A 25,428-nucleotide genomic window follows, 5' to 3' on the forward strand; every position below is an offset into this window, starting at 1 on the left:
CGGTCGGTGGCGGTGAGAGGGGAGCCCGCCGTCGAATTGACCTTGGAGTTACGGGTGAACACCGACCCGGAACAAGCCGCCGCGATCGCCGCGCGTCTGCTCGAGTCCTTTGAGGACACTGTCGGGGTGACCCTGACGACCAAGACCGTCCAAGCAGGCCAGGTCGTCGAATTCGCGCCACCGCTACGCATCGAACCCGGCTCGCGACGAGTGCTGATGCACGGCGAGGTACTGGAGTTCACCAGGCTCGAGTTCGATCTCCTGCTGTTCCTCGGCCGGAATCCGGACCGCGTCTTCGACCGGGTCACGCTGATGGAACAGGTCTGGGGCCTGACCGGCGGCAACGGGCGGACCGTGGACGTCCATGTCCGCAAGATCCGCGGGAAGCTGGAACCCGTGCTGACGCCGATCACGACGGTGCGCGGGGTGGGTTATCGGTTCGACGGGGCGGGCCAGGTGCTCATCGCGGACTGAGCCGTCATCCGGGCAAACCCGGGATGACAGGATACGAACCGTGACTCCGACTTACGTTTTCGTGCACGGTTCCAGTAGCGCCTCCTTCACCTGGGGCCCGCTGCAACGCGAGCTCGCGCTGCTCGGCCATCGCACCCTGGCCGTCGACCTTCCCGGACACGGCTTCGCCGCCGGTTTCCACGCCGCTTACCAGGCTCCGCAAGACCTCGAAGCGCTGGCCACGGCGCCGTCGAACCAGGCGGGCGTCACGCTGGCCGAGGCCGTCGAGCAGGTGGTGGCCGTCGTGCGCAAGGTCGCCGAGCACGGACCGGTCATCCTGGTCGGGCACAGCCGCGGCGGGCTCACGCTCACGGGGGCCGCGAACGCGGTCCCCGAACTGATCGACCGGATCGTCTACATCTCGGCCTGGTGCTGCGTCGACGCGACGGTGGGCGAGTACATGCAGGGACCCGAGTACGCGAGCAGCGCGCTCAACGACGTCGGCGGGGTGGTCGTCGCGAATCCCGCCGAGCTCGGCGCGCTCCGGATGAACTGGCGCACGGCCGATCCCGCGCTGCTGGCCGCGTTGAAGAACGCGATGCTGGAAGACGGCACCGAACAGGAGTTCTTCGCGTACCTCAACACCCTTGAGCCGGACGAGAGCATCGACGCCGGAACCGAGCTCGCCGATGCCGCCACCTGGGGCCGGATCCCGCGCACCTACATCAGGCTCACCGAGGACCGGTCGATGCCGCTCGCGCTGCAGGACCGGTTCATCAAGGAGGCGGACGCGCTCACCCCGGACAACCCGACCGACGTGCGGTCGCTCGCGAGCAGCCACGTCCGGTTCCTCATCCATCCGCAGGAGGCCGCCGCCGTCCTCGCCGGGCTCGCGTAGTTCGTCAAAGGGACCGTCAGGGAGCGACGAGCCCGGCTTCGTAGGCGAAGATCGTCAGCTGGACCCGGTTGGTCGCGTCGAGTTTCGCGAAGATCCGGGTGATGTGGGTCTTCACCGTCGCCTCGCTCAGGTGCAGGGCCGCGCCGATTTCGGCGTTGGTCCCGCCCCGCGCGACGGCGGTGACGATCTCCCGCTCGCGTTCGGTCAGGGTGCTCAGCCCGGTCCGCGCCCGATGGCGGCGAGGGCTCGTCCTGGTCGCGACGAAGTGCCCGATGAGTTTCCGCGTCGTCCGCGGCGAGAGCATCGCCTCGCCCGCAGCGACCACCCGGACCGCATCGATGATCTCCTGCGGCGAACCTTCTTTCAGCAGGAATCCGCTGGCGCCGGCGCCGAGTGCGTCGAAAACGTACTCGTCGAGGTCGTAGGTGGTCAGTACGAGGACCTTCGGCGGATTGGGCAGCGCGGTGACGGCGGCCGTCGCGGTGAGGCCGTTCATCCGCCGCATCCGGATGTCCATCAGCACGACGTCGGGCGCGTGCATGGTCACCTTCGGCACGGCTTCGTCCCCGTCGCCCGCCTCCGCGACGACCTGGATGTCGCCCGTGCTGGACAGGATCATCGACAAACCGGTTCGTACGAGCGGGTCGTCGTCGACGAGCAGCACTCGCAGTGGGCGCTGGTTCACCCGGACAGGTTAGTGGTGTCCCCACGGTAGCCAAGCCCGGACGGCGAATGTGCCCTCGTCGGTGGGGCCGGCGCTGGCGTTCCCGCCGATCAGCGTGACCCGCTCGCCGATCCCGGTCAGCCCCGCGCCGGCACCGGGCGGCTTGCCCGCCGCGGCGGCCACGGGCAGCGGATTGACGACCTCGACGGTGAGCCCGTTCCCAGGACCTCCGCGCACCGAAACCTCGGCCGGCGCGCCCGGCGCGTGCTTCAGGATGTTGGTCAGCGACTCCTGGACGATCCGGTAGGCGGTCGTGCCGAGCAGCGCCGGCGCGCCGCCCGCGTCGTCGAGCAGGATCGTCACGTTGACGCCCAAGCCTGCCCGTCGCGCGTTGGCGACCAGCTCGGGAATGTCCGCCAGCGTCGGCTGCGGCGGCTCCGGATGGGATCCGTGCTCGCCGTTCTCACCGAAACCCTGGCCATCGCGCAGGACACCGATGACCTGCCGCAGATCTTCGAGCGATTGGCGGGCCGTCGTGCGGACGGTCTTCGCGGCTTCCGTCGTCGCGGGCCCCTTGCTGACCTCGAGCGCGCCGGCCTGCAGCGACAGCAGGGAAAGCCGGTGCCCGAGGACGTCGTGCATCTCGCGCGCGATCCGGGTGCGTTCCGCGCGGCGGGTCATTTCGGCGCGGAGCTCCGCTTCCTTGGCCTCGCGGATCGCGATCGTGCCCTGCATCCCGCGGACGACGCCGACGGTGAGCGGTACGGCCGTCATCACGATGGCGACCGTCAGCGTCCCCATCACCTGCACCGCGGACAGCTCCTTGCCGACGATCTGCCCGGCGATGGTCACATCGGGATGGCGGTTGGCGTCGCCGAACAACGCCCACGCCGTCGCGATGTAGACCAGCACGGATCCGGTCCACAGGAGACGGTCGCGGCGATGCGCGGCCAAAGCGGCGAGGGCGACCAACGCTGCCAGCGCGTCGGAGCGGAAGCAAAGCGGCGGAACCAAGGCGATGCCGAGGACGAGTTCCGGCCATTTGTGCCGCCAGCAGAGCATGACCGCCGCCGCGATCCCGGTGAAGAAACCGAGCGTGGACCACCACGTCGGGTCGAACTCTTTCGTCGCCGGAAGATAACCCTGGGCGCTGAAGACGAAAATGCTGCTGATCACGCACGCCGCGACCGCCACCACGGTGAGCACCACACCGAGCACACGCCTTGCCATGCGCTGAGCGTACGCAAGCAGGCCAGGCCGGCCACATCAGCGGAACCGATCCTTCGCAGCGCGCGAATTACGACTTTCGTCGTAACGGGTTCACGCGCCGAGGACGACGCGGCCGCGTCGCGATCACTGGTTGTATGCCGCCTCGTTCATCCCGTTGGAAAGGAAATCCCCCGTGACCCAGCAAACCCCCTACACGCCGGCCCCGCAAGCCCCCGCCAGCCCGATGCCGCCCCGCAACGGCATCGGTGTCACGGGCTTCGTCCTCGGCCTGGTGGGGCTGGTCTTCTCCCCGATCCCGTTCATCGGCGTCATCGCGTGGCCGCTGGTGATCCTCGGCCTGATCTTCTCGATCATCGGGCTGATCCGCGTCAAGAACGGCAAGGCCTCCAACAAGGGCCTCTCCATCACCGGTATCGCCCTGTCCGCGCTCGGGCTCGTGGTCTGCGTGGTGTGGATCTTCGTGTTCAACGCGGCTGTCGACGAGGTCAACAACGAAATCAACCGCACCGCGAAGGTCTCCTACGAAGTCACCGGTGACGCCACGAACGTCGAGGTCATCTACGGCGAGGTCCTGAACCCCACCACCGAGACCGTTCCGGCGCTGCCGTGGAACAAGGAAGTCGAGAACAAGGGCGTCTACAAGGGCGGGACGCTCACGGTGACCACCGGCGAGACCGGCGGATCCGTCACCTGCAAGATCACCGTCGACGGCGCGGTCGTTTCGACCAAGACCGCTTCGGGCGAATTCGCCATGGCCGCCTGCACCGGAGTGTGACGGCCGGACCGTGAAAGGCCTCCTTCGCCATTCTCGGGGTGGCGAGGAGGCCTTCGCGATTCCGGCATGATGCGGTCATGACCGAGCCCGTCCATCCGTTCGACCCGCCCGCCCACGAACGACACTGGATCGAAACCGTCACCGAACTGGCGAGGGACTTCGCCGCGAGTGCCGCCGAATTCGACGACACGGCCGAGCTGCCCATCGCCAACCTCCGTGCCTTGCACGCGACCGGCCTCGACAGGGCGACGTTGCCCGCGGAGCTCGGCGGCGAGGACCTCAGTTATCGGAGCTACGGCGAAATCGTCCGTATTCTCAGCGCCGCCTGTTCCTCCACCGCGTGTATCTGGGTGATGCACATCGGTGCCGCGGTCGGGTTGGCCCAGTTGTCCGCTCCCGACGTGGGCCGCTTCTACGCCGAAGAACTCATCGCCGGCAAGCGGTTCGCCAACGCGCTTTCGGAACCGAGTAGCGGCAACATGTTCCTGATGCCGCAACAGACCGCGGAGCCTGCCGAAGGCGGATACCGGCTCACCGGCGCAAAACGGTTCGTTTCCGGCTGCGAGGCCGCCGACCACTTCCTGGTCAACGCGCTCGTCGGCGGCGTGCCCACCTTCTTCGGCGTCTCGCCGGACGACACGATGACCTTCGTGCCCATCTGGGACACGATGGGCCTGCGCGCCAGCCGAAGCCAGCTCGTCTCCTTCGAAGGGACCCTGCTGCGGGAGGACCGCAGGTGCCCGCCTTCGGCCGAGCCGCGCCCGAACCACATCGCGGCCGGCCTCGCGTTCCTGTCGCTGGGGATCGCCGACGCGGCGGAGGAAGCTCTGATCGCGCACGCCCGGAGCCGCATCATCCCCGTGACCGGGCAGCCGCTCGCCGAAATGCAGTGGCTCCACTTCGAAGCCGCGGACGTTCACGCCCGTCTCGAAGCCGCAGGCGTGTACTCCCGGAACATGGCCTGGCTGGCGGATCGGAATTCGCCGGAGTTCATGCCCGCGACCATGACGGCGAAGGTGCTCGCGAACGACATCGCCCGCGATGTCGCCCAGCTGGCGCTGAAGGCGGGCGGCGGTTCGGGTTTCCTGCGCACGTCGCCGATCCAGCGGTTGTTCCGGGACGCGCAGGCCGGTGGCCTGATGGCCTATTCGGCCGAAGTCTGCAAAGACCGGATCGGGAGGACCGTGCTCCTGCCGCAGGACTGACCTCGGATGGCCGGCCGGGTGACGTCAAGCCCGGCCGGTCCCGCCGAAGCGGGTCAGCAGCAGCCGCTGCCGCAGCAGTCGCAATCGCACCAGTCGTCGTTCCGCATGATCATCCACCTCCTCCCTCGGGGGCACAGCCGGGCGGGCACCAGGCACCGGGAACCGGATCGGCGCAGTTCTCGCCGGACATCCCGGACAGCATGGAAGTGAGTTCGGCGCGCAGTTCGCCGAGCCGCGTCATCTCCGCGTCGATTTCGGCGAGATGGCGTTCCAGCATGGTTTCGGCGGGTTCGCACGGGCATACGCCGGTGTCGCGCACGCTCAGCAGGTCACCGATCTCCGTCAGCGTCAGCCCGAGCCGCTGGGTGCCGCGGATGAACCGCAGCCGGTCGATGACGCCCTCGTCGTAGCGCCGGTGGGCCCCGGTCGTCCGCGCGGGCGTGGGCAGCAGGCCGATGCGCTCGTAGTAGCGCACGGTGTCCGGCCGCACTCCGGCGCGGGAGGTCACCTCGGACATGGTCAACGCCGTCAGCGCCTTCGTCGCTTCGGTTCGCATGCTGCGAGGGTAGAACTTGGACCCGGCTCCAGAATCAAGTCCGAAATTCGACGGGGCTCACGAAGAGAAGACGACGGCCGCGCGCGTCCGCATCATTCGAGAGGGTGGAAACGGCGAGAGGACGGCACGGTGACTGACTTCCGGAACGTGATCAGGGACCTCACCACGGAGGGTGAACAGGTCGACGCCCTGGTGGCCGGCCTCGACGACGCGGGATGGGATCTTCCGACGCCCGCGACGGGCTGGTCGGTCAAACACCAGATCGCGCATCTCGCGTTCATCTTCAAGATCGCCGGATTGTCCGCGGCCGAGCCGCGGGCCTTCGCCGAACTCGCGAAGTCGTCGATGGCGCGCGGGTTCGACGCCGCCGTCAACGCGGCCCTCGACGACTACCTCGGCGACCCCAACGAGGTCCTGCTGAGCCGCTGGCGTGCCGAACGCGACGCCGGTATCAAGGCGCTCGCCGCGGTCCCGGCGGACCAGGTCGTCCCGTGGCTCGTCAACCCGCTGCCGCCGGCCATCCTCGCCTGCGCCGGGATGATGGAACTGTTCGCGCACGGCCAGGACGTCGCGGACGCGCTGGGTGTGCGGCCGGAGCGGACGGACCGGCTCGCGTACCTCGTCGGCTTCGCCGTCCGGGTGCGGGACTTCGGCTACGAGGCGCGCGGCCTGACCCCGCCGGAGCAGGAGTTCCGGTTCGAGATCACCTCGCCGTCCGGGCAGCTGTGGACGTTCGGCCCCGGGGACTCGCCGGAGCGGATCACCGGGAGCGCCGAGGACTTCTGTCTCCTGGTCACGCGGCGCCGTCACCGCGACGACCTCGACGTCCGCGCCGAGGGCGCGCTGGCGGATCAGTGGCTGGACATCGCGCAGGCGTACCGCGGCCCGGCGGGCGAGGGGCGTTCGCCGGGACAGTTCGGCCGTTGAGAGTCCCGCCGCTTCCGCGGTGGATAGGGCATCTTGGAAGTCGCGATCAAGTCCGCTCGGTGCGATCGTCGACGCACAGGGGGTCTAGGAGGCGATCGTGACACGAGTTTGGCTGATCAGGCATGGGGAAAGCGAGTCCAACGCGGGACTTCCCGGCGGCGAGCCGGGGACTTCGGCGCTGACCGAACTCGGCAGGCGGCAAGCCCTCGAAATCGCGGAATCGCTGGCCGAACCGCCTCGGTTGATCGTGACGTCGCCGTTCCTGCGGGCGCGGCAGACCGCCGAGCCGACGATCGAGCGGTTCCCCGGCGCGGAGCGTGAGGAGTGGCCTGTCCAGGAGTTCACCTTTCTCGGCGAACTCCATGGACAGGTCACCACCACAGCCACCCGTAAGCCGTACACGGAGGCCTACTGGTCCCGTGCGGATCCGCACCACGCGGTGAACGGCGCGGAATCCTTCGTGGCGCTCTTCACCCGGACCCAGGAATTCCTGGCGCGACTGGGAGAACGCGAACCCGGGCCGATCGCGGTCTTCACGCACGGGCTCTTCATCCGCGCGGTCATGTGGTCCTTACTGACCGGGATCACCACGCCGGACAGCGAGGCCATGCGCGGATTCCGCACGTTCGCCGACACCTACCTCGTGCCGAACGGCAACATTACCGAACTGCGGTACACACCCGGGAAGCGAGCGCCACGAGTGGTGGTCCCGCTCGCCTCCCGGTACGCGGACCGTTAGGGCTTCAGCAACAGCTGGAGCTTGTTCACCCCGGTCATGTTCGGGCTCGGGATGAACGACGGCGGAGCGGCCGGATCGGTGCGCAGATCCGGGAAGCGGTCCAGCAGGATGTTGAGCGCCGTCTTGCCTTCCAGCCTGGCGAGCGGGGCGCCGATGCAGAAATGGATCCCGCGGCCGAAGGCCAGGTGCGGGTTGTGCGCCCTCGCCGGATCGAAGGTGCCGGGATCGGTGAACGTCCGCGGATCCCGGTTCGCCGCCGCGACCCAGATAGCGACCATGCTGTCCGGCGGGATCGTCTGGCCGCCCAGTTCGACCTCGGTCGTCGTGGCGCGGGCGACGAGTGCGAACGGGCTGAGGAAACGCAGCGATTCCTCGATGGCGGCGGGCAGCAGCGCCCGGTCCTCGCGGACGCGCCGGTACTCGTCCGGATGGGAATCCAGGCACAGCACCGTGTTCCCGAGCAGCATCGTGGTGGTGATGTGCCCGGCGAGCAGCAGCACGTTCGCGAAGTTGACGACTTCGTTCTGCGTGAGTTTCGCGCCGTCGACCTCGGCTTCGACGAGTTTGGTCAGCAGGTCCTCGCGCGGGTTCCGCCGCCGGTCGTCGACATGCCCGGAAAGGTAGTTCACCAGGTTCTTCACCTGTGCGGCCGTTTCCTCGGCCGCCTTCTTGTCCTCCTCGGTCTGCTTGATCAGGGACCGCTGCTGGCTGTTCCGCAGCAACGTGTCGACCCATTCCTTGAACAGGTCGCGGTCGCTCGCCGGGATGCCGAGCAGTTCGGCGATGACGATCACCGGCAGCGGATAGGCCAGATGGGTCACCAGTTCCATCGAGTCCGCGCCGTCGACGGCGTCGAGGAGTTCGTTCGTCAGCGCGGCGATCCGCGGTTCGAGATCCGCCACCACCTTCGGGGTGAAGGCGTGGCTCACGAGCGTGCGCAACTTCTTGTGATCCGGCGGGTCCATCTGGAGCAGGTTGCCCTCGACGAACAGGTCCTTGTCCGGTGAGAGCTCCTCGGGGATCAGCCGGGTGGTGTCGGAGGAGAACACCTTGGGGTCACTCAGGGTCTTCAGCGCCTCGGCGTGGCCGTAGACGTTCCACATACCCGTCTCGGGGTCGAAACGGACCGGGTCGGCCGGGAATTCACCCCGAAGCCAGAACTGGCCTTCGTGGACGCCCCAGCTTTCGGCGATCGTGGTCATGACTTGCCCCCTTCTTCGGTGGTGGAGAGCCCGGATCAAGCGGGCTCTTCGGGGCCGTCCTTCCGGTAGATCCAGGCGCGATAGGACGAGATCAGCTCCTGGAACGCCTGGCTCACTTCGGCCGCGGTGGCGGCCACGTTCGCCGTGGACGGCGGCTCCGGCGGCTCGAGCGCCGTCCGGATGATGTGCGCGAGAGCGTCGGCCTTTTCTTCGGGTTCGAGGCCGGCGCCGTCGGTGGTGAAGCTGTCCATCAGGTAGAACCCCAGCGCCGAGGCGCGCAGGGAAAAGAGCAGGTGCGGGATGTCGTCGCGCAGCAGGCCCCGGTCCGTCATCGTCTTCAGGTACCGCTCGGTCACGACCGTGTCCTGATCCTGCAGAGGATGTTTCTTCAACCGGCCCAGCAGTTCGGTGTTGCCGGTGATGAGCGCGCCGAGCAACGGGTTCTGCTGGGTGTAGAGGAAGACAGCCCGATGGAACCGATGCGGGATGACTTCCGCCGGGTCTTCGTCCAGCCGGGCGAGGAGGTTCTCGGCGGCCCGGAGGGATTCACGCAGGAGCAACGCGTGGAAGAGGGTTTCCTTGGTGGGCCAGTGCAGGTAGATCGTGCCCTTCCCGATGCCCGCCTGGCTCGCGATGTCCTCGATGGTCACCTTGCGATAGCCCAGCCGCGACAGCAGGACGCCGGCCGCGTCGAGGATGCGATCGGCGCGGCCGGCGGTGCGGTCCGGACGTTCTGCCACGTGCGCTCCCAGCTCTCTCTGACTTCGTGACCAGATTTGCTCATCTGGTCATCCGGTCAGTTCGACGGTAGCGCCGGGTGTGCCGGTCCGGCAAGGGAATCGACGAGTTCTTAACGCAGACGGTGGGCGAGCAAGAACTTCCAGATGACCGGAGTCGCGTCGATGACGGTCGGAGTGGCGGAGTCGTTGTTCGGCGCGGTGCTCGGCCAGACGTGCCCGGCGCCTTCGATCCGGTAGTGCTGCAGCGAGCAACCGAGCCAGCGCTGAACGGTGACGTCGGTTTGCGGCGAATACCGGATCGGGTGCGGGAAGCAGCCGTTCCGGTCCGCCCACGCGGCGAGCCAGTCCGGCAGCGCCGGCAGACCCTTGGCGGGATTCCCGGTGTAAGGGATCGTCGCGTCGGCCGTTCCGTGGAAATCGAGAATCGGCGCGGGACGCGACGGATGGCATTCGCCGCCTTGCGGGTAGAACGCGCCGGCGACGGGTGCGAACGCGGCTATCCGGCCCGGCATCCGGCAGGCGAGGACGCCGACGAACCCGCCGCCGTTCGACTTGCCCGTCGCGTAGATCCGGCGGGGGTCGACGCACAGTTCGCGCTGGAGCGTGTTCAGCAGATCACTGGTGAAGAGCACGTCATCGGCGGCCGCCGAATACGGCGCGCCGGTCCATGCCGATTCACCGTCCGTCCCGGGAAGTCCTTGCGGATAGACGGAAATCGCGTCATAAGCCGAGAATCCGGATAGTTCCTCCTGATATTTCGACGTGCGTTTGTGGCCATGGAATGACAACACCAGCGGGTATGACCGCGACGGCCGGTACCGAGCCGGAACGTGCACCGTGTACTCGCGGACCAAGCCGCCGGACGTCAGCGTCCGCAGCGTCGTCGTCCCGGCGGGAACCGGGGACGGACGCTGGCAGCCGGTCGTCCGCACCGGATGATCGATCGCCGATGGCACTGCTGGCACCGCTGACGCCGCCGGGACGGCGAACAGGCTCAGTCCGGCAGCGGCGGCGGCCGCCAGCGCGAGACGACGCAGGTATTTCGTGGGACCAGGCACGCGATCCTCCTTGATCGGGCGGCAGGGCGGTGATCAGGGTCACTCCTGCCGCCGGCCTGGTCAGCATTGTGTTCATTGAGTTTTCGGACCGCTTCGCACGTCACCCTGGGATCGGCTCGCCGAGGACTCGCGGGTGTCCGGCCGGTCAGCCGCAGGCGCGTTTCGCCGCGAGCACTCGCGTCAAGGCCTCGTCGACCCGGGCGGCCGGCAGGTCGCCGGACGCGAGCGCTTGCTCCAGGGTGGCCAGCACCGTCCCGACGTTGCCGCCGGAGGACCACAGCGCTTGATCCGCTCCCGCCTGCAGGGCCTTGAGCACGGCCGTCTGGAGCGGGTACTGCGCCGTGATCGCCTTCATCGCCCCGAGATCGTCCGTGATCACCGGGCCGTTGAACGCGTAGTCCTTCCGCAGCAGCCGGTACGCCGGTGCCGACAGGGTCGACGGCGTGCCGCCGGTCAGGTCGGGGACGTCCAGGTGCCCGACCATGACACCGATCTCGCCGTACTCGCCGATGTCCCGGTAGGGCACCAGGTCGACCTTGCGCAGCGAGGCCAGCGGCGGCGTTCGTACCAGCCCCTTGTGGGAATCGCCGGTGGCATGCCCGTGCCCGGGGAAGTGCTTCAGCACCGGCTGCACCCCGGCGTCCCGCAGGCCCTGCGCGAACGCCAGGACGTACTTGCGCGCGACCTCCGGGTTCGCGCTGAACGATCGGTCGCCGACGATGTCGCGGTCCGGCTGGTCGGTGATGTCGGCGTCGGGCGCGTAGTCGACGGTGACGCCGCGGGCTCGCATCTGCCGTCCTCGCTCGGCCGCCTTCGCCCGTACCTGCGCCGGAGTCAGTGTCGAGGCCATCTTCCGGGCGCTCGGCATTTCGCCGTCGAGGGCGTCGATCCGCTGGACGCGGCCGCCTTCCTCGTCGATCGCGACCGACACCGGGACCTTCGCGGCGCGCTGCACCTCGTCCAGCGCGTGGTTCCGCAGCAGGGCCGTCTCGTTGCCGCCGAGGAAGATCCCGCCGACCTGCTGATCCCGCACCAGTTTCACCGCCGCCTGAGGGTCACCGGCGTTCACGCCGACCACCACCAGCTGGGCCAGCCGCTGCCGAGGGCTCATCCCGGCGATGACGGCTTCACAGCCTGGAACGGGTGCCTGCTCCGCCCTCGGTGACGGCGAGGGCGCGGGCCTGCTGGAGGCGGGTTGGCTTGAAGCGGCGCTGCCGCGAGGCGGAGGTACGGTGCCCGCCGGTTGCGCGGATCCGGCCTCGTCGTTCGCCGTACCGCATTGCACGCTGGTGGCCAGGACAGCGGCGGCTCCCAGGATGACGGCCGCCCATCGCTTCGTCGTCTTCGGTCGCCCGGAGTTCATCGGCTCGTTTCGTTCGTCGTCCATGCCGGTGTCGACGGTAACCCCAGTTGCCCTTTCGTACGCGCTCGCGTGCCCCTTTGGTGCGTGGCCGCGCCGGGTCGAACCTTTGGCCGCACCTCCTTTCCGATCGTGTTCTCTCTGGTCAAACCGATGTTCGTGCTTGACAACTCGATCTGCTCCGCCGTAGATTACCACATGGTTATGGAACCGCAAGGTTATCGATCGTGAGAACTGCAACTCGTGAGAAACGGCTCGGATGATGGAACGGAAAGGCGGGCGACCGTGACACAGGATCTGCTCGATGTCACCTTCGCGGCACTCGCCGACCCCACCCGCCGCGCGATCCTCGCGCGGCTCGCGCGCGGCGAGGCCACGGTGACGGAGCTGGCCGAACCCTTCGCGATGAGCCAGCCCGCCATCTCCAAGCACCTGAAGGTGCTGGAGCGGGCGGGGCTGGTGGCAAGGGGGCGTGACGCCCAGCGCCGCCCCTGCCGGCTGGTGGCCCAGCCGCTGAAGAACGCGAACGAATGGCTCGGCGGCTACCGCCGCCACTGGGACGCGGCCTTCACGGAGCTGGATCTCGTCCTCGACGAGGAGATGCGGCACCCGGAACGCCGGCACGAGACCGATTGACCACCGCACGAGCGGAAAGGAACAGCACGATGGGACGAACTCTCAGCGTGACGAAATCCGGCGATCTCGAGATCGTCATGACGAGGTCCTTCGACGCGCCGAGGGCATTGGTGTTCGACGCGTGGACCAAACCGGAGCTGGTGCGCCGCTGGTTCGGCCCGCGCGGCTGCGAGGTCGTCGAATGCGAGATCGACCTGCGGGTCGGTGGCAGATGGCGGTATCGGCTGCGCCACGGCGGTGGAATGGAGATGCTGCTGCAGGGCGTCTACCAGGAGATCGACCGCCCGGAACGGCTCGTCTCCCTCGAGACGAACGAGGATTGTGAGGCGTCGGAAGGCCAGGCCTTGTCGACGCTGACCTTGGTCGAACATGAAGGGGTCACCGCACTGACCCAGGTGGTGCGGTACGGCTCGAAGCGGATCCGGGACGCCGTGCTCGAATCCGGGATGGAGCGGGGCGTCGGCGAGGGCTTCGACAAGCTGGCCGAGTTCCTGACAGCTCCGGTGGGGGCATGAACACGATGACCGCCATCGCGGACCGATATCGCGTCCGGGCCGACGCTTTCGAGAGCAAGGTCGCCGCCGTCCGGGCCGGGCAGTGGGAGAGCGGATCTCCGTGTGAAGAGTGGAACGCCAGGGATGTCGTCGGGCACATCGTCGACATGCACGGCGCGATGCTGCGCCCCTTCGGGCGTGACCTCGGGCCGGCGCCGTCGCTCCTGGACGACCCGCTGGGCGCCTTCCGTGCCGCGCGGGCCGATGTCGAAGCCGTCCTCGCCGATCCCGTGCTCGCGGCCACGGAACACGAGACACCGATGGGGAAGATGACCGCGGAGCAGCACATCGACCAGGTCGTCAGTGCCGACATGGTGATCCACGGCTGGGACCTGGCCCGGGCCACCGGGCAGGACGACACGATCGATCCGGAGGAGGTCGCCCGGATGTGGCCTGCGGCGCAGGCGATCCCCGATCAGATGAGGATCCCCGGAGCGTTCGGGCCCGGCATCGTCGTCTTCGGTCCCGAAGTGAAAGTGCCCGAAGACGCGCCCCTGCAGGACAGGCTGCTCGGGCTGATGGGCCGGGACCCGAACGCCTGACATCGGTCAGACGTGGATCCCGCGGTGTCGCCGGACGGGCCGGGAAGGAACCGGGACCTCGGCGGTATCGGTTCCCTTGGCCGCTGCCAGGACACGTTCCAGAACCGACAGAGAGGTGGTGAGCAAAGAGATCTGGTTCTGGATCCGAGTCTTGGCGATCTCCAGTTCGCCGGCCATCTCCGGCGAGGGCACCAAATGCGTGTGGTCCCCGGAAACACTGGGAAGGAGTTCCGCGATTTTGCCGCTGCACAGCCCGGCCGAATAGAAGAGCTGGATCTGCAGGACCCGCGCGATGTCGTCTTCGGTGAAGGTCCGGTAGCCGTTGCCGCAGCGAGCGGGAGTCAGCAGGCCTTCCGTTTCGTAGTACCGCAACGAGCGGACACTCACCCCGGTTCGCTTCGCCAGTTCACCGATCCGCATGGGTCCACAGTAGCCGCGGGAACCGAGGTTGACCGTGACGTCGGTGTCAGGGTTTAGCTTCGCGTTCATGAGGTTGCTCGAAGCATTCAGTGGTACCGCGCTCCAGTTGCCGAACCGGATGGCGATGGCCCCGATGACCAGGGGACGCGCGGACGATGTCACCGGCGTGCCGCATCCACGGACGGCCGAGTATTACGCGCAACGCGCGAGCGCCGGTTTGATCGTGAGTGAAGGCGTCTGGGTGAACCGGACCGGCAAAAGCGGCCCGGGTATTCCAGGGTTGGCGACGGAGCAGCAGGCCGAGGCATGGCGCGCGGTGACGGCGGCCGTGCATGAGGAAGGCGGTCGCATCTTCGCGCAGCTCTGGCACGCGGGCCGGGTCTCCCATCCCGGTGTGATGGGCCGGACGCCGGTGGCGCCGTCGGCGGTCCGGCAGGCCGGTCGGATCTTTTCGGCCGCAGGCTGGACGGACACGGTCGAGCCTCGTGCGCTCGGCGAGAACGAGATCGGCGAGGTCGTCCAGGACTTCGCCGCGGCGGCCCGGCGGGCCATCGCGGCGGGGTTCGACGGTGTGGAGCTCCACGGTGCAAACGGCTATCTCATCCAGGAGTTCCTCGCCCGCAACACCAACCGGAGAGACGACCGATACGGCGGTTCGGTCGCCGCCCGGCTCCGCTTCCCGCTCGAGGTGGTGGCGGCCGTGGTCCGGCAGATCGGTGCCGCCAGGGTCGGCTTGCGGATCTCGCCCGGAAACCCGGAGAACGACATCTCGGAAGACGATTGGAAGGAGGTGTACCCACAACTGATCGCGGAACTACGCCGGTACGAGCTCGCATACCTGCACGTCATCGACACTCCCGACGCCGAGGTGCTGTCGTACCTGCGGCCGTTGTGGCCGGGGACGCTCATCGCGAACCTGCGGTCCGAGGAGCCGACCACCCAGGACGAGGGTGAGTCCTTGATCGAGTCCGGGCTGGCCGACGTGGTCGCCTTCGGCAGGTTGTTCATCGCGAACCCGGATCTGCCCGCCCGTTTCGCTCTCGGTGCCCCGCTGGCTCGGGCGCACCGTGACGTCTACTACGGCGCCAGGCTCGACGGCTACACCGACTTCCCGGCGTTCGAAGCAGACCCGGCGAAGTTCGCCTGTTCGGCGCGCAGCTGATCTTCGCCGCCCGCTCTACAGTGCTGGGATGGTCAAGACGGCAGTGGAGATCGCGGCGGCTGTGCGGGCCAAGGAACTCGATCCGGTGCAGGTGACGCGCGAGGCGCTGGCCAGGATCGCGGCAGCGGACGGGGTGGTCGGCGCGTTCCGCCGGGTGAGGACCGAGGAGGCGCTCGCCGAGGCGGCCGCCGTCGCCGAACGTCCGGACCTGGCGGACCTGCCCTTGGCCGGGGTGCCGGTCGCGGTCAAGGACGTCGCGCCGGTCGAGGGTGAGTACGCCTCGTGGGGGTCGCGTGCGGGTTCGTCGACTCTGTCCGCAGAGGACGGTGAGATAGCCCGGCGGTTGCGCGCGGCCGGAGCGGTGATCGTCGGTCTGACCCGGGTGCCGGAGTTGTGCATCTGGCCGTCGAGTGACGATCCGGACGGGACAGCGCGCAACCCGCGAAATCCGTCCTATGCCGCCGGCGGTTCGTCGGGCGGGAGCGCCGCCGCGGTCGCGGCCGGGCTGGTGCCCATCGCGCACGGCACGGACGGGCTGGGGTCGATCAGGCTGCCATCCGCGATGTGCGGGATCGTCGGTCTCAAACCGGGTAAGGGCGTGGTGCGGGTACCGGGGGAGGACGGCTGGTTCGGCCTGTCCACGCACGGTCCGATGACGACCACCGTGGCCGACGCCGCCGTGCTGATGTCGGTCCTCGCCGAGGAGCCAGGGCTGGCGGATCTCGCCGTCCCAAAGCCGTCCCGCATCGCCCTGTCGACTCAGGTCCCGTTGACGAGGGCACCGCTGCCGCGCGCGTTCAGCCGGGCCGTCATGCGAGCCGGAGAGCTGTTCCGCGCGGCTGGGCACACCGTCGCGCCGGGTACGCCCCGATACAGCGCCGGAGCGATCGGTGGGCTCCTGGCGCGCTGGGTCGCGGGCCCGGCCGAGCAGGCGGCCGAGTTCGATCTTGCCGCGCTCCAGCCCCGGACACGTACCCACGTGCGGCTTGGGCGACTGATGGCCGAACGCGTCCGGGAGAGCACCCGGGAGCGCTGGCTGGAGCGTGCCGAAGAGTTCTTCGCCGACCACGATGTCCTGGTCACGCCCATGATCGCGACACTCCCGCTCAAGGCCCGCACTTGGCATGAAAGCCGTTGGATCGCCAACGTGCTGCCGTCCGTGCGAGTGGCGGGTTTCGCGGGACTGTGGAACCTCGCGGGCTATCCGGCGATGTCCGTGCCGGTCGGCGTACATCCTTCGGGCATTCCGGCCTGCGTCCAGCTCGTCGCCGCGCCCGGCGGGGAAGCCCTCCTCCTGGGGCTCGCCGCTCAGCTCGAAGCGGCCAACCCTTGGCCGCGCACCACCGCCTCCTGACAGCTCCCGGAAGAGAGCAAGGGACCTTTGCTATCACTCTCCAAAAGAGAGCGATAGCAAAGGTCCCTTGCTACTTTGCGCTGGTCAGGAGCCGGCTTTTGCCGGTGAAGGCTTCTGGCCGTTCGTCTTCGGGCCGTTCTGCTCGCCCTGTCCGTTCTTCGGAGCAGCGGCGGCAGGCGCCGGAGAAGCGGGCTTGGCGGGAGAAGGTTTGGCGGCGGCCGGAGCGGCGGCCTTCGAGGCGGGCGGCTCGGCGGGCTTGCCCGCGGGCTTCTTCTCCTCGGCCTTGCTGTCGCCGCCGACGAGCTTCGAAGCGTGCGGGATCACCGACTCCTCGGGCAGCGCCGCGAGCATCGCCTCGCTGCCCTTCAGGACCTCGTCGGCCTGCATGAGGCTCTTGCGGGCCTGCTCGCGGATCTCCGCCAGGCGCTCGACCTTCCGTTGGGCGGCGGTCGTGCGCTGGGCGGCGGTCGTCGTGGCCTCGTCGAGCCGGCGCTTGGCTTCGGCCGTCGCCTCGTCGATGCGGCGCTTCGCCTCGGCGGTGGCCTCGGCGATCCGGCGCTCGGCCTGGTTCTTGCTGGCCGTCTGCTGGTCGGCGATGTGCTTCTCGTGCGCGGCGCGCTGAGCCGCGATCGTCTGATCGAATTCGCGCTCGATCTTCCGGCGCTTGCGCTCGGCCTCGTTGTCCAGCAGTTCCCGGCGCTGGGCGGCCTCGACGGTCAGCCGCTGGACCTCGGCCCGCGTCTCGGCGAGCGCGGACTCGTGCTCCGAGTGCAGCGCGTCCGCCTGCTTGTCCAGCTCGGCGACGAGCCGCGTGTAGCGCTCACGGAGCTTCTTCGAGGCCTCGCTCGACGACGCCCAGTGCTTCTCGGCGGCGACCTCGGCACGCTTCGTGATCTCTTCCGCACGCGCCTGCGCGAGCGTGACGGTGCGCTGCATCCGCTCGTCGAGGTCTTCGAGCCGCTCCGGCGGTTTCTTCAGCTCCTCGATCCTGGCGTTCAGCTTCGCCACCTCGTGGCGGACGGTTTCGAGTTCGCGCGTGGCCGATGTCGCCTGCGCGATCGCGGCGTCGCGGTCGGTGATCACGCGATGCAGCTGGGCTTCGAGATGATCCAGATACTGGCGCACTTCGTTCCGGTCGAAGCCGTGCCAGGCCTGGGTGTACTCGCGCCGCAGGGGCAACAGGCCGTTGTCTCGCTCGGGAACCATGGCCACGACGGTACCTGCGTACCCGGTGTCGCCGTTGTCAGGCTTCGTGATTCACCGACGTGTGTCGGCTCTCAGCTGCGATCCCTCACCTGAACGGCCGCCACCCGTGTGCGCAGTGTCACCAATGGAAGCCGCGGCTGAGCCGGGCGAGCGCCATCGCCGCCCGGGACAGGTGCTGCTCGCCCTTCCCGATCTTGAGCCCGCCTTCGCCGCCCGCGGCCGCGGAATCCGGGAACACCCGGAATCCTTGGTAGGCCACGGCATCCGTGAGTCCCGGCGTGAGCGTGTACGCGAGCCCGATCGCCTGCCCGGCGGGCGTGCCGATGTGCTTCGGGCGCTCCCGCAGCGCCTTCATCACCATGTCCGCGGCCTGATCCGGGGATTTGGTCGGAAACGCGTCGTAGATCTTCGTCGGGCGGATCATCGGCGTGCGCACGAGTGGCATGTGGATGGTCGTGAAGGTGATTCCGTCGCCGTGGGTCTCGGTCGCCGCGATCCGGGAGAAATAGTCCAAAGCGGCCTTGGACGCCGCGTATGCCGAAAAGCGCGGCGCGATTCCCTGGACGCCGATCGACGAGACGTTGACGATATGCCCGAACTTCCGCTCGGACATATGCGGCAGCACCGCGAGGATCAGCCGCACCGCGCCGAAGTAGTTGATCGCCATCGCGCGTTCGTAGTCGTGGAACCGGTCGTACGACAGTTTGATCGACCGCCGGATCGACCGGCCGGCGTTGTTCACGAGCATGTCGATCCGGCCGTGCTCGGCGAGCATCGCGTCGACGGCCTTGTGCACCGATTCCTCGTCGGTCAGGTCGGCCGGGTACACCGACGCCGTGCCGCCCGCGGCGATGATCTCGTCCCGCACCTCTTCGAGCTCGTGCTGCCGCCGCGCCACGAGCAGCGGCACCCCGCCCGCGGCCGCGACCTTGATCGCGGTCGCGCGGCCGATGCCCGAGGACGCGCCGGTGATGATCACGCGGCGGCCGTCCAGTTCGCCGCGAGGGCCGTGCTTGCGGGCGCGGAACGGGTCGAGGTGCTCCCGCCAGTAGCGCCACAGGGTGGGCGCGTAGTCCTCGATCCGGGGCACCTCGACGCCCGAACCGATGAGTGCCTTGCGCGTCGACGCCGACGAGAAGACCGACGGGAAAGCCATGGTCTCCAGCAGTACCGGCGGGATCCCGAGCCGCTCCAGCACGGCGTCCCGCGCGATCGTGAAGCCGGGGATGTGCTCGCTCAGTTTCACCAGGTTGACGATGCCCTTGGACAAGCGGTCGTTGAGCTGCACGGAGATCGTCGGCGCGCCCGCCGCCTTCGCGAAGGCGTTGTAGACCGAGACGACCGGCTGCGGTTCGGGATTGACCAGGTGGAACGCGCGCCCGTCGAGCCCCTTCGTGGTGATCAGGGCGTTCAGCGACTCGGCGACGTAGTCGACCGGGACGACGTTGGTGTCGCCGAGGTCGGGGCCGACGATCGGTACGTCGGGCAGTCCGGCGAGCCTGCTGATCGCGGGGAACAGGTAGTACGGGCCGTCGATCTTGTCCATTTCGCCGGTCTCGGAGTTCCCGACGACGACCGAAGGCCGGTACACGCGCCACGGCACGTCCTGCTGTTCGCGCACGAGGCGCTCCGCTTCGAACTTCGTGCGGTGGTACGGCGTGATGAGCCGCTGGCCGACGTCGAACATCTCCTCGGTGAACATGCCCTCGTGGTCACCGGCGACGGCGACCGAGGACACGTGGTGCAGGCAGCCCGCGTTCAGCTCGGCGGCGAGCGCGATCACCTGCGCGGTGCCTTCGACGTTGGCCTTGATGCTGGCTTCGTCGTCGGCGGTGAGGTCGTACAGGGCGGCGAGGTGTACGACGTGGTCGACGCCGCGAAGCCGCTCTCGGTCTTCCTGGCCGACGCCGAGCAGCGGCTCACCGAGGTCACCGGTGACGAGGGTGACGCGTTCCGGATGCGGCCAGGCGTTCACGAGTTTCGCGAGTTTGTCCCGCGAGGACGCACGGACGACGAGCGCGACCTTGTCAACGTCGTCCCTGGTGAGCAGCAGCCGGGTGAACTGGCGCCCGATCAGTCCGGTCGCCCCGGTCACCAGAAAAGTCGCCATCAGTCTCACCCTTCACCGTGCTCGCCCGCGTCCCCCGGCATTCTGCTGCATGAGGACGGCGAGGACCACCACGGCGCCGGTGAAGTTACTCACGGGTAACTAGGCGGGGTCGGCGATGACGACCCGGTTCTCGGCGTATCCGGTCTCCCCGCCGACCCATCGGCCGCCGCAGGTGACCAGGACTATCCGATGTGGACCGGACTGGCCGAACAGCTCGTCCGCGCGCTGCGGCAGCTCGTTCTTCTTCAGCGTGATCAGCTGGGAGACCTTGTACTGCCAGGACTTCCCGGCCTTGTCGACCACGGTGACGGTGCCGCCGATCCGCTCGGTCCACAGCTCCGCGAACGGACCCGTCGCGCCCTTCCAGTTCACGTGGCCGGCGAACACGCTGGCGCCGGTCGCCGCGCTCAGTTCGGCGCCCCACCAGGTCACCTCACCGAGGTTCTCCGGCACGGGAAGCTCCGCCCCCGGCCCGAGTTCCTTGCGCACGAGTTTCGCCGCACCGCCCGCAGGCAGCCGGATCGTCCCCGGGCCCTGTGGTTTCGGTGCTTCGGGCGCTTTCGACGACGACGGCGGCGGTGGGGCGGCTGTCGGAGTCGTGGGGACGACGTCCGGCGGAGGCGGGGCCTCCTGTTGTGCGGGAGCGGCGGGCGCGCCGCCCGCGACCGAGACGGAGACGGCCTGAGCCGTCCCCGTCACCACTGTCGTCGGCGGCCAGATGAGCAAGGCCGCGACGAGGTCCGCGCACAGGACCGTGACGGCTCCCAGCGCGAACCCGCGTCGTACTGACATTCCAGAACCTCTTAGCGTCGCGAAGACCGCCGCGCGGCCACGCCCACCATCAGCGAACCGAGCAGCGCGAGCGCGCCGACGCCGAGAATGCCGGCGGTCGACGCCGAGTTCTCGACGGTGCCCTGCATCATCGCCACCGGCCGGTCGCCGGCGGGGATGGTGCGCGGTACCTCGTTGGGCGTGTTGGCGACCTTGAGCGCCAGCGTCTCACCCGGCTTGATCTCGCCGCAGGCGGACGGCGGATTCTTCGGGTCGAACGCGTTGGTGTAGCCCGGCGGCGCGCTGACCTCGACCACACAGATCTCCTGCGGGGCACGCAGGTTCTCCACGGTGACGGTGCCGTTCTCGCCTTCGGTGGTGACGACGGCGGGTTTGCCGTCGGCGCCGTTGAGGGGTTTGCCGTCGTGGCCGACCGCGGCCGTCGTCTTGTCCTTCGCGGTGATCCGCAGCACGGCGCCCGCCACGCCCTTGTCGGTCTTCGCGTCGACCTTCGTCACCTGGACCTTGCCCGGCTTCGAAACGACCGCGACACCCTGGGCCTTCAGTTCCTTCTCGCCACCGGTCGAGACGACGTTCTGCACGCCGGTCTTGACGGGGAACTGCACGTACGGCCGGTCCGCCGGAGCGGACAGCGAGCTGGACAGCTTCGGCTGGTCACCCGTCGGCGTCACCTTGACCGTGACGGTGCCGTCCTCGCCTGTCTTCACCGTGGTGGCCTTCTGGGCCTTCGTGTTCGAGGTCGACGCGGGCTTGGTGCTCTCGCCGCTGTCGACGGTCGCGTTCGACGGTGTCAGCGCCACGGGCACGCCGGAGACGCCCTTGCCCTTGGCGTTCTTGACGCTGATCGTCCACTCGCCGGCGGTGCCGATGTGCTGGTCTTCCTTCGGCGGCGTGATCGCGGTGGTCCACGGGCCGCGGTTGGCTTCGGCGTCCTTGGTCAGCTTCTCGACGGCCGCGGCGGCGTCGGGTTTCTGATCCTTCAGCTTGGCGAGGTGGTCCTCGATCTTGTAGCCGATCTTGTTGGAAGGCAGCGTCGGGTCGGTGTCGGCGTCGGATCGCGGCTTGGCCGTCCAGGAATGGAGCAGGTGGGCGAGCGCGGCGGCTTCGGCGTTGTCCTGCGTTCCGCCGTAGCGGAGGAGCAGGTAGGAGATGTTGGCCGCGATGTCATCCGGCAGCTTGTCTCCCCATTTGTCGAGCAGTTCGTCGCCGGGCTTGTACTCCTCGTCCGTGTCCGGCGCCTTCTGCTGGAAGCTCACGCAGAACACGTGCTTGCCGTTGACGACGTAGGAACCGAGCCAGTCGCTTTCCTGATCATGGCCACCGAAGGGCTGGCCGGGAGTGACTTTGTAGCCGACGCCCTGTTTCGGGTCGGCGGCCGAAGCCGGTGTCACCGCGACGGTGGCGGACAAGGCGCCGAGCAGGCACGTCGCGATCAGGCTGGTCAAGGCGCGCGAACGCACGCTCGGGCGTGTGGTCCACCCCATGGTGTGTTGACTCCTTTGGCCGTGCTCTGCCCCGGCGCATTTACGTCGGCGCAGGCCACACGATCGATAGGTTCCCCGACACGCCTTCGGTGATTATCCGAACACGCACCGTGGAGAGTGGCGGGTGATCAGCGGTTTTGGCAATACGGCATCAGGTGGGGTATCGGTGAACGGTCGGTGATCTCCGCCGCATACGGTGTGGGGGATGGGCGTCGCGCCGATTGTGAGTAAAGTCGTCTTTACTTCGACGGGAACCGGGCGGCCCCCGCGGTCGTTGAACCCGATGCAGGTGCCAGTAGATCCAGGAGGATCAGGTGCGATCCAGTAGCAACCCGGCGTTCCGGAACCTGCCGCGTGGCGCGGCGCAGTACGGACCCAACGTAGGCTTCAACCAACCCCAGGGCGGCGTGCCCGGCTACGGCCCTCCGCAGACCTCCGCCGGCGCCGGCGACCGTCCGATGACCGTCGACGACGTCGTCATCAAGACGGCGCTGAGCCTCGGCACCGCGCTGGTGACCGGTGTGCTGACCGCGATCTGGGCGATCAGCCAGCTGCCCGTGGACGCCGCGGGCCGGATCACCGGTATCAGCGGCGGCGTGATCGGCGCGCTCGTCGGCGGCATGCTCGTCGGCCTCGTGATCTCCCTCGTGATCATCTTCAAGCAGAAGCCGAGCGGTCCGCTCACGCTGGCGTACTCGGCCGCCGAGGGTGTCTTCCTCGGTGCGATCAGCGGCCTTTTCGAGGCGCTGTACCCCGGTATCGCGCTGCAGGCGATCATCGGCACCGCGGGTGTCTTCGTCGCGATGCTGGTCGTCTACAAGACCGGCGCGGTCAAGGTCACCCCGAAGCTGACGAAGTGGATCATCGGGGCCGTCGTCGGTGTCGCGATCCTGATGCTGGTCAACCTCGTCACCAGCTTCTTCGGCTTCAACCCGCTGCGTGACGGCGGGCCGATCGCGATCATCTTCAGCCTCGTGGTGATCGGTGTCGCGGCGTTCAGCTTCCTGCTCGACTTCGACCAGGCCGACCGGATGATCCGCGAAGGCATGCCGTCGAAGTGGGCGTGGTTCGCCGCCTTCGGTCTCATGACCACCCTGGTCTGGCTGTACCTCGAGATCCTGCGGCTGCTGTCGTACTTCCAAAACGACTGACCCACGGTTTCGCGAAAGGGCGCTCCGAGCGATCGGGGCGCCCTTTTCCGTTGCCGCGAATACGCTGACCCCATGACCGAGCACAGTGGCGAACCCGCCAGGCCGAAGCGTTCCAAGTGGTTCTGGGTCGGCCTCCTGGTACCGGTCGCGATCGTGGTGCTGAGCGCGTCGTCGTGGATCGTCGGCTACCTCTCGAACACCGACGACGTCCGGGTGGGGGACTGCTACGCGGTCACCACTTTCGGTGACGTCGGCGACGATCCGGTCAAGGCGGACTGCGGCTCGGCCGAGGCCAACGCGAAGGCCGGCGCGAAGACCGACGCGGGCGGCGCCTGCCCCACGGGTGAGTACGACCAGCTCATCGTCGACAAGACCTTCGCCTCGTACAAGCTCTGCATGATGATCAACGCCGAGCAAGGCGACTGTCTCGAGAACTTCCTGGCCGACAGCGTGGCGTATCAGAAGGTCCCCTGCTCGGATCCCGCGCGGGACGCGGAGGTCCTGAAGGTGGTCGACAGCGTCGCGACCTGCGACGACACGGACGCGACCCACCTCAAGAGCTACTCGACACCGCCGTCGACGGTCTGTGTGAAGAGCACCAGGTAGCAAGGGACCTTTGCTACCGCCGCCATCCGGCCGTGCGCGCGCCGCCGTTCGTCGCACAGTGTGGGACGGGCTGCGTCCGGGCGGTCGCCGGTCATAACGTTGCTCGTCCCCCACCCCGCCGATCGACCTGGAGTCCTGGTGGCGACGACCGAAACCCAAGCCGGTGAGAAGAAACTCCTCGACTTCCCGACCTCCTGCGCCGCCCCGGTCCCGCAACCGGAAGAGCCGGTCAAGGTGGTGCCGCTGGCGGTCGCGGGCGCCCTCGCGGTCGGACTGACCTGGTACGTCTGGGCCGCGCACGGGGCGAAGTTCGGTGTCCTGCTCATCCTCGGCCTGCTGCTCGGCGTCGCGCTCTTCCACTCCCGCTTCGGGTTCACTTCGGCCTGGCGCCAGCTGATCGCGGTCGGGAACGGCCAAGGGCTTCGGGCGCACACGCTGCTGCTCGGAACGGCCGCGACATTGATCGCGCTGATCGTGGGCACCGGATCCGGGCTCTTCGGCAGCACGCCGAATCCGACCGCGGGCGGGCTGGGGCTCGCGCTGTTCGTCGGCGCGACGATCTTCGCGATCGGCATGCAGCTGGGGGGCGCTTGCGCTTCGGGGACGCTGTTCGCGGTCGGCTCCGGGCAGTCGACGATCGTGCTGACCCTCGGCGGCTTCATCACCGGTTCGGTCCTCTACACGTGGGCGTATCCGCTGCTGTCGGGCTGGCCCGAGTTCAAGGGAATCCTGCTCGCCGACCATGTCGGCTGGTTCGGTTCGTGGGCGATCACCATCGCCGTCCTCGCCGCGATCGTGCTGGGGACCCGGTTCGTGCAGAAGCGCCGCAACCCGCCGCCGGTCGACGTCGTGCCGACCGCGCGCGGTTTCGCCCGGATCTACCGTGGCTCGTGGCCGATCCTCGTCGGCGCCGTCGTGCTCGGGGTGCTGGCGGGCGCGGTCTTCCTGGTCTCCGGCGGGATCTGGGGCGTGACGAGCGCGTTCAGCCTCTGGGGCGCCAAGATCCTGCAGGTCTTCGGCCTGCACCCCGAAACCTGGGAGTTCTGGCGGATCAAGGCGAACGCGGCGTCGCTGGCGGGGCCGATCTGGAAGGACAAGAACAGCCTCACCGACATCGGCATCATGATCGGCGCGGGGGTCGCGGCCGCGGCGGCGGGCGCGTGGAAGATCCACAGCTCGATCCCGTGGCGGACCGCCGTCGCCGCGGTGCTCGGCGGGATCCTGATGGGTGTCGGCGCGCGGATGGCGGGCGGCTGCAACATCGGCGCCTACCTAGGCGGCATCTCGGTCGGCAGCCTGCACGGCTGGCTGTGGGGCGTGTTCGCGCTCGGCGGCACCTGGATCGGGCTCAAGCTGCGACCGCTGTTCGGGCTCGGGAACCCGGCGCCGACGGACAGCGTCTGCTGACACTCCGTACACAGGTCTGCCCATTAGGTCCGTCTACGGGGAAAAAGTTGGCAGGTAAAACCTGTGTTCGGCTACCCTCGGCTACGTACTGAGCTTGCACATTAATGCACAAGCTCGTTTGGGGAGGCCCGGCGTGAGGCCGGGCGTCGATTCCGTAGTCGCGACCACGGGGGTTGTCGCGTCCCGGGGGACACTGA

At 68.4% G+C, this 25,428-nt stretch carries 26 protein-coding genes; 14 read left to right on the forward strand and 12 right to left on the reverse strand.

Translation table 11 applies throughout. The features are described 5' to 3' along the window. Nucleotides 1-54: 54 nt before the first annotated feature. Nucleotides 55-474 carry a winged helix-turn-helix domain-containing protein gene (locus NQK81_RS31240; protein ID WP_257484356.1) on the forward strand — a complete coding sequence of 140 codons (420 nt, stop codon included), beginning with the start codon at nt 55-57 and terminating at the stop codon, nt 472-474. 40 nt (nt 475-514) lie between these two features. Continuing rightward, nucleotides 515-1,351, forward strand: a complete 837-nt coding sequence (locus NQK81_RS31245) for an alpha/beta fold hydrolase (protein WP_257484357.1) — start codon at nt 515-517, stop codon at nt 1,349-1,351. A 16-nt stretch (nt 1,352-1,367) separates the two neighbouring features. On the opposite strand, the gene NQK81_RS31250 is transcribed toward NQK81_RS31245, so the two are convergent. Both NQK81_RS31250 and NQK81_RS31255 read right to left on the reverse strand, forming a co-directional pair. Next, nucleotides 1,368-2,015 carry a response regulator transcription factor gene (locus tag NQK81_RS31250; protein WP_192744119.1) on the reverse strand — a complete coding sequence of 216 codons (648 nt, stop codon included), beginning with the start codon at nt 2,013-2,015 and terminating at the stop codon, nt 1,368-1,370. A 30-nt stretch (nt 2,016-2,045) separates the two neighbouring features. Then, nucleotides 2,046-3,245 (reverse strand): sensor histidine kinase, encoded by a 1,200-nt coding sequence (locus NQK81_RS31255; protein ID WP_257484358.1) that lies wholly within the window; start codon nt 3,243-3,245, stop codon nt 2,046-2,048. 223 nt (nt 3,246-3,468) lie between these two features. On the opposite strand from NQK81_RS31255, the gene NQK81_RS31260 reads away from it, so the two are divergent. Then, entirely contained in the window at nt 3,469-4,020 is a 552-nt protein-coding gene (locus tag NQK81_RS31260) for a DUF4190 domain-containing protein (protein ID WP_257489883.1), read from the forward strand. A 77-nt stretch (nt 4,021-4,097) separates the two neighbouring features. After that, nucleotides 4,098-5,225, forward strand: coding sequence for an acyl-CoA dehydrogenase family protein (locus NQK81_RS31265; RefSeq protein WP_257484359.1), 1,128 nt, complete (start codon nt 4,098-4,100; stop codon nt 5,223-5,225). Nucleotides 5,226-5,334: 109 nt separating this feature from the next. Here the strand turns inward: NQK81_RS31265 and NQK81_RS31270 are convergent, their stop codons facing one another. Next, nucleotides 5,335-5,781: a MerR family DNA-binding protein gene (locus tag NQK81_RS31270; RefSeq protein ID WP_257484360.1), complete on the reverse strand. Its 447-nt coding sequence runs from the start codon at nt 5,779-5,781 to the stop codon at nt 5,335-5,337. Nucleotides 5,782-5,910: 129 nt separating this feature from the next. Here NQK81_RS31270 and NQK81_RS31275 point away from each other — a divergent pair, with 129 nt between their 5' ends. After that, complete coding sequence (locus tag NQK81_RS31275; protein ID WP_257484361.1) at nt 5,911-6,708, forward strand: TIGR03084 family metal-binding protein; 798 nt, start codon at nt 5,911-5,913, stop codon at nt 6,706-6,708. 97 nt (nt 6,709-6,805) lie between these two features. Further along, nucleotides 6,806-7,447, forward strand: coding sequence for a histidine phosphatase family protein (locus NQK81_RS31280; protein WP_257484362.1), 642 nt, complete (start codon nt 6,806-6,808; stop codon nt 7,445-7,447). Here NQK81_RS31280 and NQK81_RS31285 read toward each other — a convergent pair. The 4 genes from NQK81_RS31285 to NQK81_RS31300 form a co-directional block, all read right to left on the reverse strand. Next, on the reverse strand, nt 7,444-8,649 hold the full coding sequence (locus tag NQK81_RS31285; protein WP_257484363.1) for a cytochrome P450: 1,206 nt from the start codon (nt 8,647-8,649) through the stop codon (nt 7,444-7,446). The genes NQK81_RS31280 and NQK81_RS31285 overlap by 4 nt on opposite strands. Nucleotides 8,650-8,684: 35 nt before the next feature. Next, nucleotides 8,685-9,389 (reverse strand): TetR/AcrR family transcriptional regulator, encoded by a 705-nt coding sequence (locus tag NQK81_RS31290; RefSeq protein WP_126736427.1) that lies wholly within the window; start codon nt 9,387-9,389, stop codon nt 8,685-8,687. 110 nt (nt 9,390-9,499) lie between these two features. After that, the gene (locus NQK81_RS31295) at nt 9,500-10,447 is read right to left on the reverse strand and encodes a CE1 family esterase (RefSeq protein WP_257484364.1); all 948 of its coding nucleotides are present in this window, start codon (nt 10,445-10,447) and stop codon (nt 9,500-9,502) included. A gap of 145 nt (nt 10,448-10,592) precedes the next feature. Further along, complete coding sequence (locus NQK81_RS31300) at nt 10,593-11,834, reverse strand: glycoside hydrolase family 3 N-terminal domain-containing protein (protein WP_257484365.1); 1,242 nt, start codon at nt 11,832-11,834, stop codon at nt 10,593-10,595. Between the two features lie 258 nt (nt 11,835-12,092). Here NQK81_RS31300 and NQK81_RS31305 point away from each other — a divergent pair, with 258 nt between their 5' ends. Genes NQK81_RS31305 through NQK81_RS31315 form a run of 3 tightly spaced genes read left to right on the forward strand, consistent with a single transcriptional unit; the run spans nt 12,093 to nt 13,539 of the window. Further along, complete coding sequence (locus NQK81_RS31305; RefSeq protein WP_126736424.1) at nt 12,093-12,443, forward strand: ArsR/SmtB family transcription factor; 351 nt, start codon at nt 12,093-12,095, stop codon at nt 12,441-12,443. Between the two features lie 29 nt (nt 12,444-12,472). After that, a complete protein-coding gene (locus NQK81_RS31310; RefSeq protein ID WP_257484366.1) occupies nt 12,473-12,958 on the forward strand; it encodes an SRPBCC family protein in 486 nt (161 codons plus the stop codon). Next, nucleotides 12,955-13,539, forward strand: coding sequence for a TIGR03086 family metal-binding protein (locus NQK81_RS31315; RefSeq protein ID WP_257484367.1), 585 nt, complete (start codon nt 12,955-12,957; stop codon nt 13,537-13,539). The genes NQK81_RS31310 and NQK81_RS31315 overlap by 4 nt, the downstream gene beginning before the upstream one ends. A gap of 6 nt (nt 13,540-13,545) precedes the next feature. On the opposite strand, the gene NQK81_RS31320 is transcribed toward NQK81_RS31315, so the two are convergent. After that, the gene (locus tag NQK81_RS31320; protein ID WP_257484368.1) at nt 13,546-13,959 is read right to left on the reverse strand and encodes a MerR family transcriptional regulator; all 414 of its coding nucleotides are present in this window, start codon (nt 13,957-13,959) and stop codon (nt 13,546-13,548) included. A 67-nt stretch (nt 13,960-14,026) separates the two neighbouring features. On the opposite strand from NQK81_RS31320, the gene NQK81_RS31325 reads away from it, so the two are divergent. Further along, nucleotides 14,027-15,121 carry an alkene reductase gene (locus NQK81_RS31325; RefSeq protein WP_257484369.1) on the forward strand — a complete coding sequence of 365 codons (1,095 nt, stop codon included), beginning with the start codon at nt 14,027-14,029 and terminating at the stop codon, nt 15,119-15,121. Between the two features lie 28 nt (nt 15,122-15,149). After that, nucleotides 15,150-16,475 (forward strand): amidase, encoded by a 1,326-nt coding sequence (locus tag NQK81_RS31330; protein ID WP_257484370.1) that lies wholly within the window; start codon nt 15,150-15,152, stop codon nt 16,473-16,475. A gap of 84 nt (nt 16,476-16,559) precedes the next feature. Here NQK81_RS31330 and NQK81_RS31335 read toward each other — a convergent pair whose 3' ends face one another. The 4 genes from NQK81_RS31335 to NQK81_RS31350 form a co-directional block, all read right to left on the reverse strand. After that, entirely contained in the window at nt 16,560-17,681 is a 1,122-nt protein-coding gene (locus NQK81_RS31335; RefSeq protein ID WP_257484371.1) for a coiled-coil domain-containing protein, read from the reverse strand. A gap of 118 nt (nt 17,682-17,799) precedes the next feature. Further along, nucleotides 17,800-19,791, reverse strand: a complete 1,992-nt coding sequence (locus tag NQK81_RS31340) for an SDR family oxidoreductase (RefSeq protein ID WP_257484372.1) — start codon at nt 19,789-19,791, stop codon at nt 17,800-17,802. Between the two features lie 99 nt (nt 19,792-19,890). Then, on the reverse strand, nt 19,891-20,583 hold the full coding sequence (locus NQK81_RS31345) for a class F sortase (RefSeq protein WP_257484373.1): 693 nt from the start codon (nt 20,581-20,583) through the stop codon (nt 19,891-19,893). An 11-nt stretch (nt 20,584-20,594) separates the two neighbouring features. Then, a complete protein-coding gene (locus NQK81_RS31350; RefSeq protein ID WP_257484374.1) occupies nt 20,595-22,067 on the reverse strand; it encodes a SpaA isopeptide-forming pilin-related protein in 1,473 nt (490 codons plus the stop codon). Nucleotides 22,068-22,381: 314 nt separating this feature from the next. Between NQK81_RS31350 and NQK81_RS31355 the strand changes: the two genes are divergently transcribed. The 3 genes from NQK81_RS31355 to NQK81_RS31365 all read left to right on the forward strand — a co-directional run bounded on the left by NQK81_RS31355 (nt 22,382) and on the right by NQK81_RS31365 (nt 25,231). Then, a complete protein-coding gene (locus tag NQK81_RS31355; RefSeq protein WP_257484375.1) occupies nt 22,382-23,218 on the forward strand; it encodes a Bax inhibitor-1/YccA family protein in 837 nt (278 codons plus the stop codon). Between the two features lie 72 nt (nt 23,219-23,290). Then, a complete protein-coding gene (locus NQK81_RS31360; RefSeq protein ID WP_257484376.1) occupies nt 23,291-23,824 on the forward strand; it encodes an LppU/SCO3897 family protein in 534 nt (177 codons plus the stop codon). 138 nt (nt 23,825-23,962) lie between these two features. Beyond that, nucleotides 23,963-25,231 (forward strand): YeeE/YedE family protein, encoded by a 1,269-nt coding sequence (locus tag NQK81_RS31365; RefSeq protein ID WP_126736414.1) that lies wholly within the window; start codon nt 23,963-23,965, stop codon nt 25,229-25,231. The last annotated feature ends 197 nt before the right edge of the window (nt 25,232-25,428 follow it).

The organism is Amycolatopsis roodepoortensis, from assembly GCF_024628825.1.
Taxonomy (GTDB): domain Bacteria; phylum Actinomycetota; class Actinomycetes; order Mycobacteriales; family Pseudonocardiaceae; genus Amycolatopsis; species Amycolatopsis roodepoortensis.

Excerpts from the sequence above, each read along its gene's own strand:
- NQK81_RS31285 (WP_257484363.1), bottom strand. The coding sequence starts at position 8,649 with ATGACCACGATCGCCGAAAGCTGGGGCGTCCACGAAGGCCAGTTCTGG.
- NQK81_RS31330 (WP_257484370.1), top strand. The coding sequence starts at position 15,150 with ATGGTCAAGACGGCAGTGGAGATCGCGGCGGCTGTGCGGGCCAAGGAA.
- NQK81_RS31345 (WP_257484373.1), bottom strand. The coding sequence starts at position 20,583 with ATGTCAGTACGACGCGGGTTCGCGCTGGGAGCCGTCACGGTCCTGTGC.
- NQK81_RS31325 (WP_257484369.1), top strand. The coding sequence starts at position 14,027 with ATGAGGTTGCTCGAAGCATTCAGTGGTACCGCGCTCCAGTTGCCGAAC.
- NQK81_RS31310 (WP_257484366.1), top strand. The coding sequence starts at position 12,473 with ATGGGACGAACTCTCAGCGTGACGAAATCCGGCGATCTCGAGATCGTC.
- NQK81_RS31255 (WP_257484358.1), bottom strand. The coding sequence starts at position 3,245 with ATGGCAAGGCGTGTGCTCGGTGTGGTGCTCACCGTGGTGGCGGTCGCG.
- NQK81_RS31270 (WP_257484360.1), bottom strand. The coding sequence starts at position 5,781 with ATGCGAACCGAAGCGACGAAGGCGCTGACGGCGTTGACCATGTCCGAG.
- NQK81_RS31360 (WP_257484376.1), top strand. The coding sequence starts at position 23,291 with ATGACCGAGCACAGTGGCGAACCCGCCAGGCCGAAGCGTTCCAAGTGG.
- NQK81_RS31320 (WP_257484368.1), bottom strand. The coding sequence starts at position 13,959 with ATGCGGATCGGTGAACTGGCGAAGCGAACCGGGGTGAGTGTCCGCTCG.
- NQK81_RS31260 (WP_257489883.1), top strand. The coding sequence starts at position 3,469 with ATGCCGCCCCGCAACGGCATCGGTGTCACGGGCTTCGTCCTCGGCCTG.
- NQK81_RS31350 (WP_257484374.1), bottom strand. The coding sequence starts at position 22,067 with ATGGGGTGGACCACACGCCCGAGCGTGCGTTCGCGCGCCTTGACCAGC.
- NQK81_RS31265 (WP_257484359.1), top strand. The coding sequence starts at position 4,098 with ATGACCGAGCCCGTCCATCCGTTCGACCCGCCCGCCCACGAACGACAC.
- NQK81_RS31335 (WP_257484371.1), bottom strand. The coding sequence starts at position 17,681 with ATGGTTCCCGAGCGAGACAACGGCCTGTTGCCCCTGCGGCGCGAGTAC.
- NQK81_RS31340 (WP_257484372.1), bottom strand. The coding sequence starts at position 19,791 with ATGGCGACTTTTCTGGTGACCGGGGCGACCGGACTGATCGGGCGCCAG.
- NQK81_RS31300 (WP_257484365.1), bottom strand. The coding sequence starts at position 11,834 with ATGGACGACGAACGAAACGAGCCGATGAACTCCGGGCGACCGAAGACG.
- NQK81_RS31315 (WP_257484367.1), top strand. The coding sequence starts at position 12,955 with ATGAACACGATGACCGCCATCGCGGACCGATATCGCGTCCGGGCCGAC.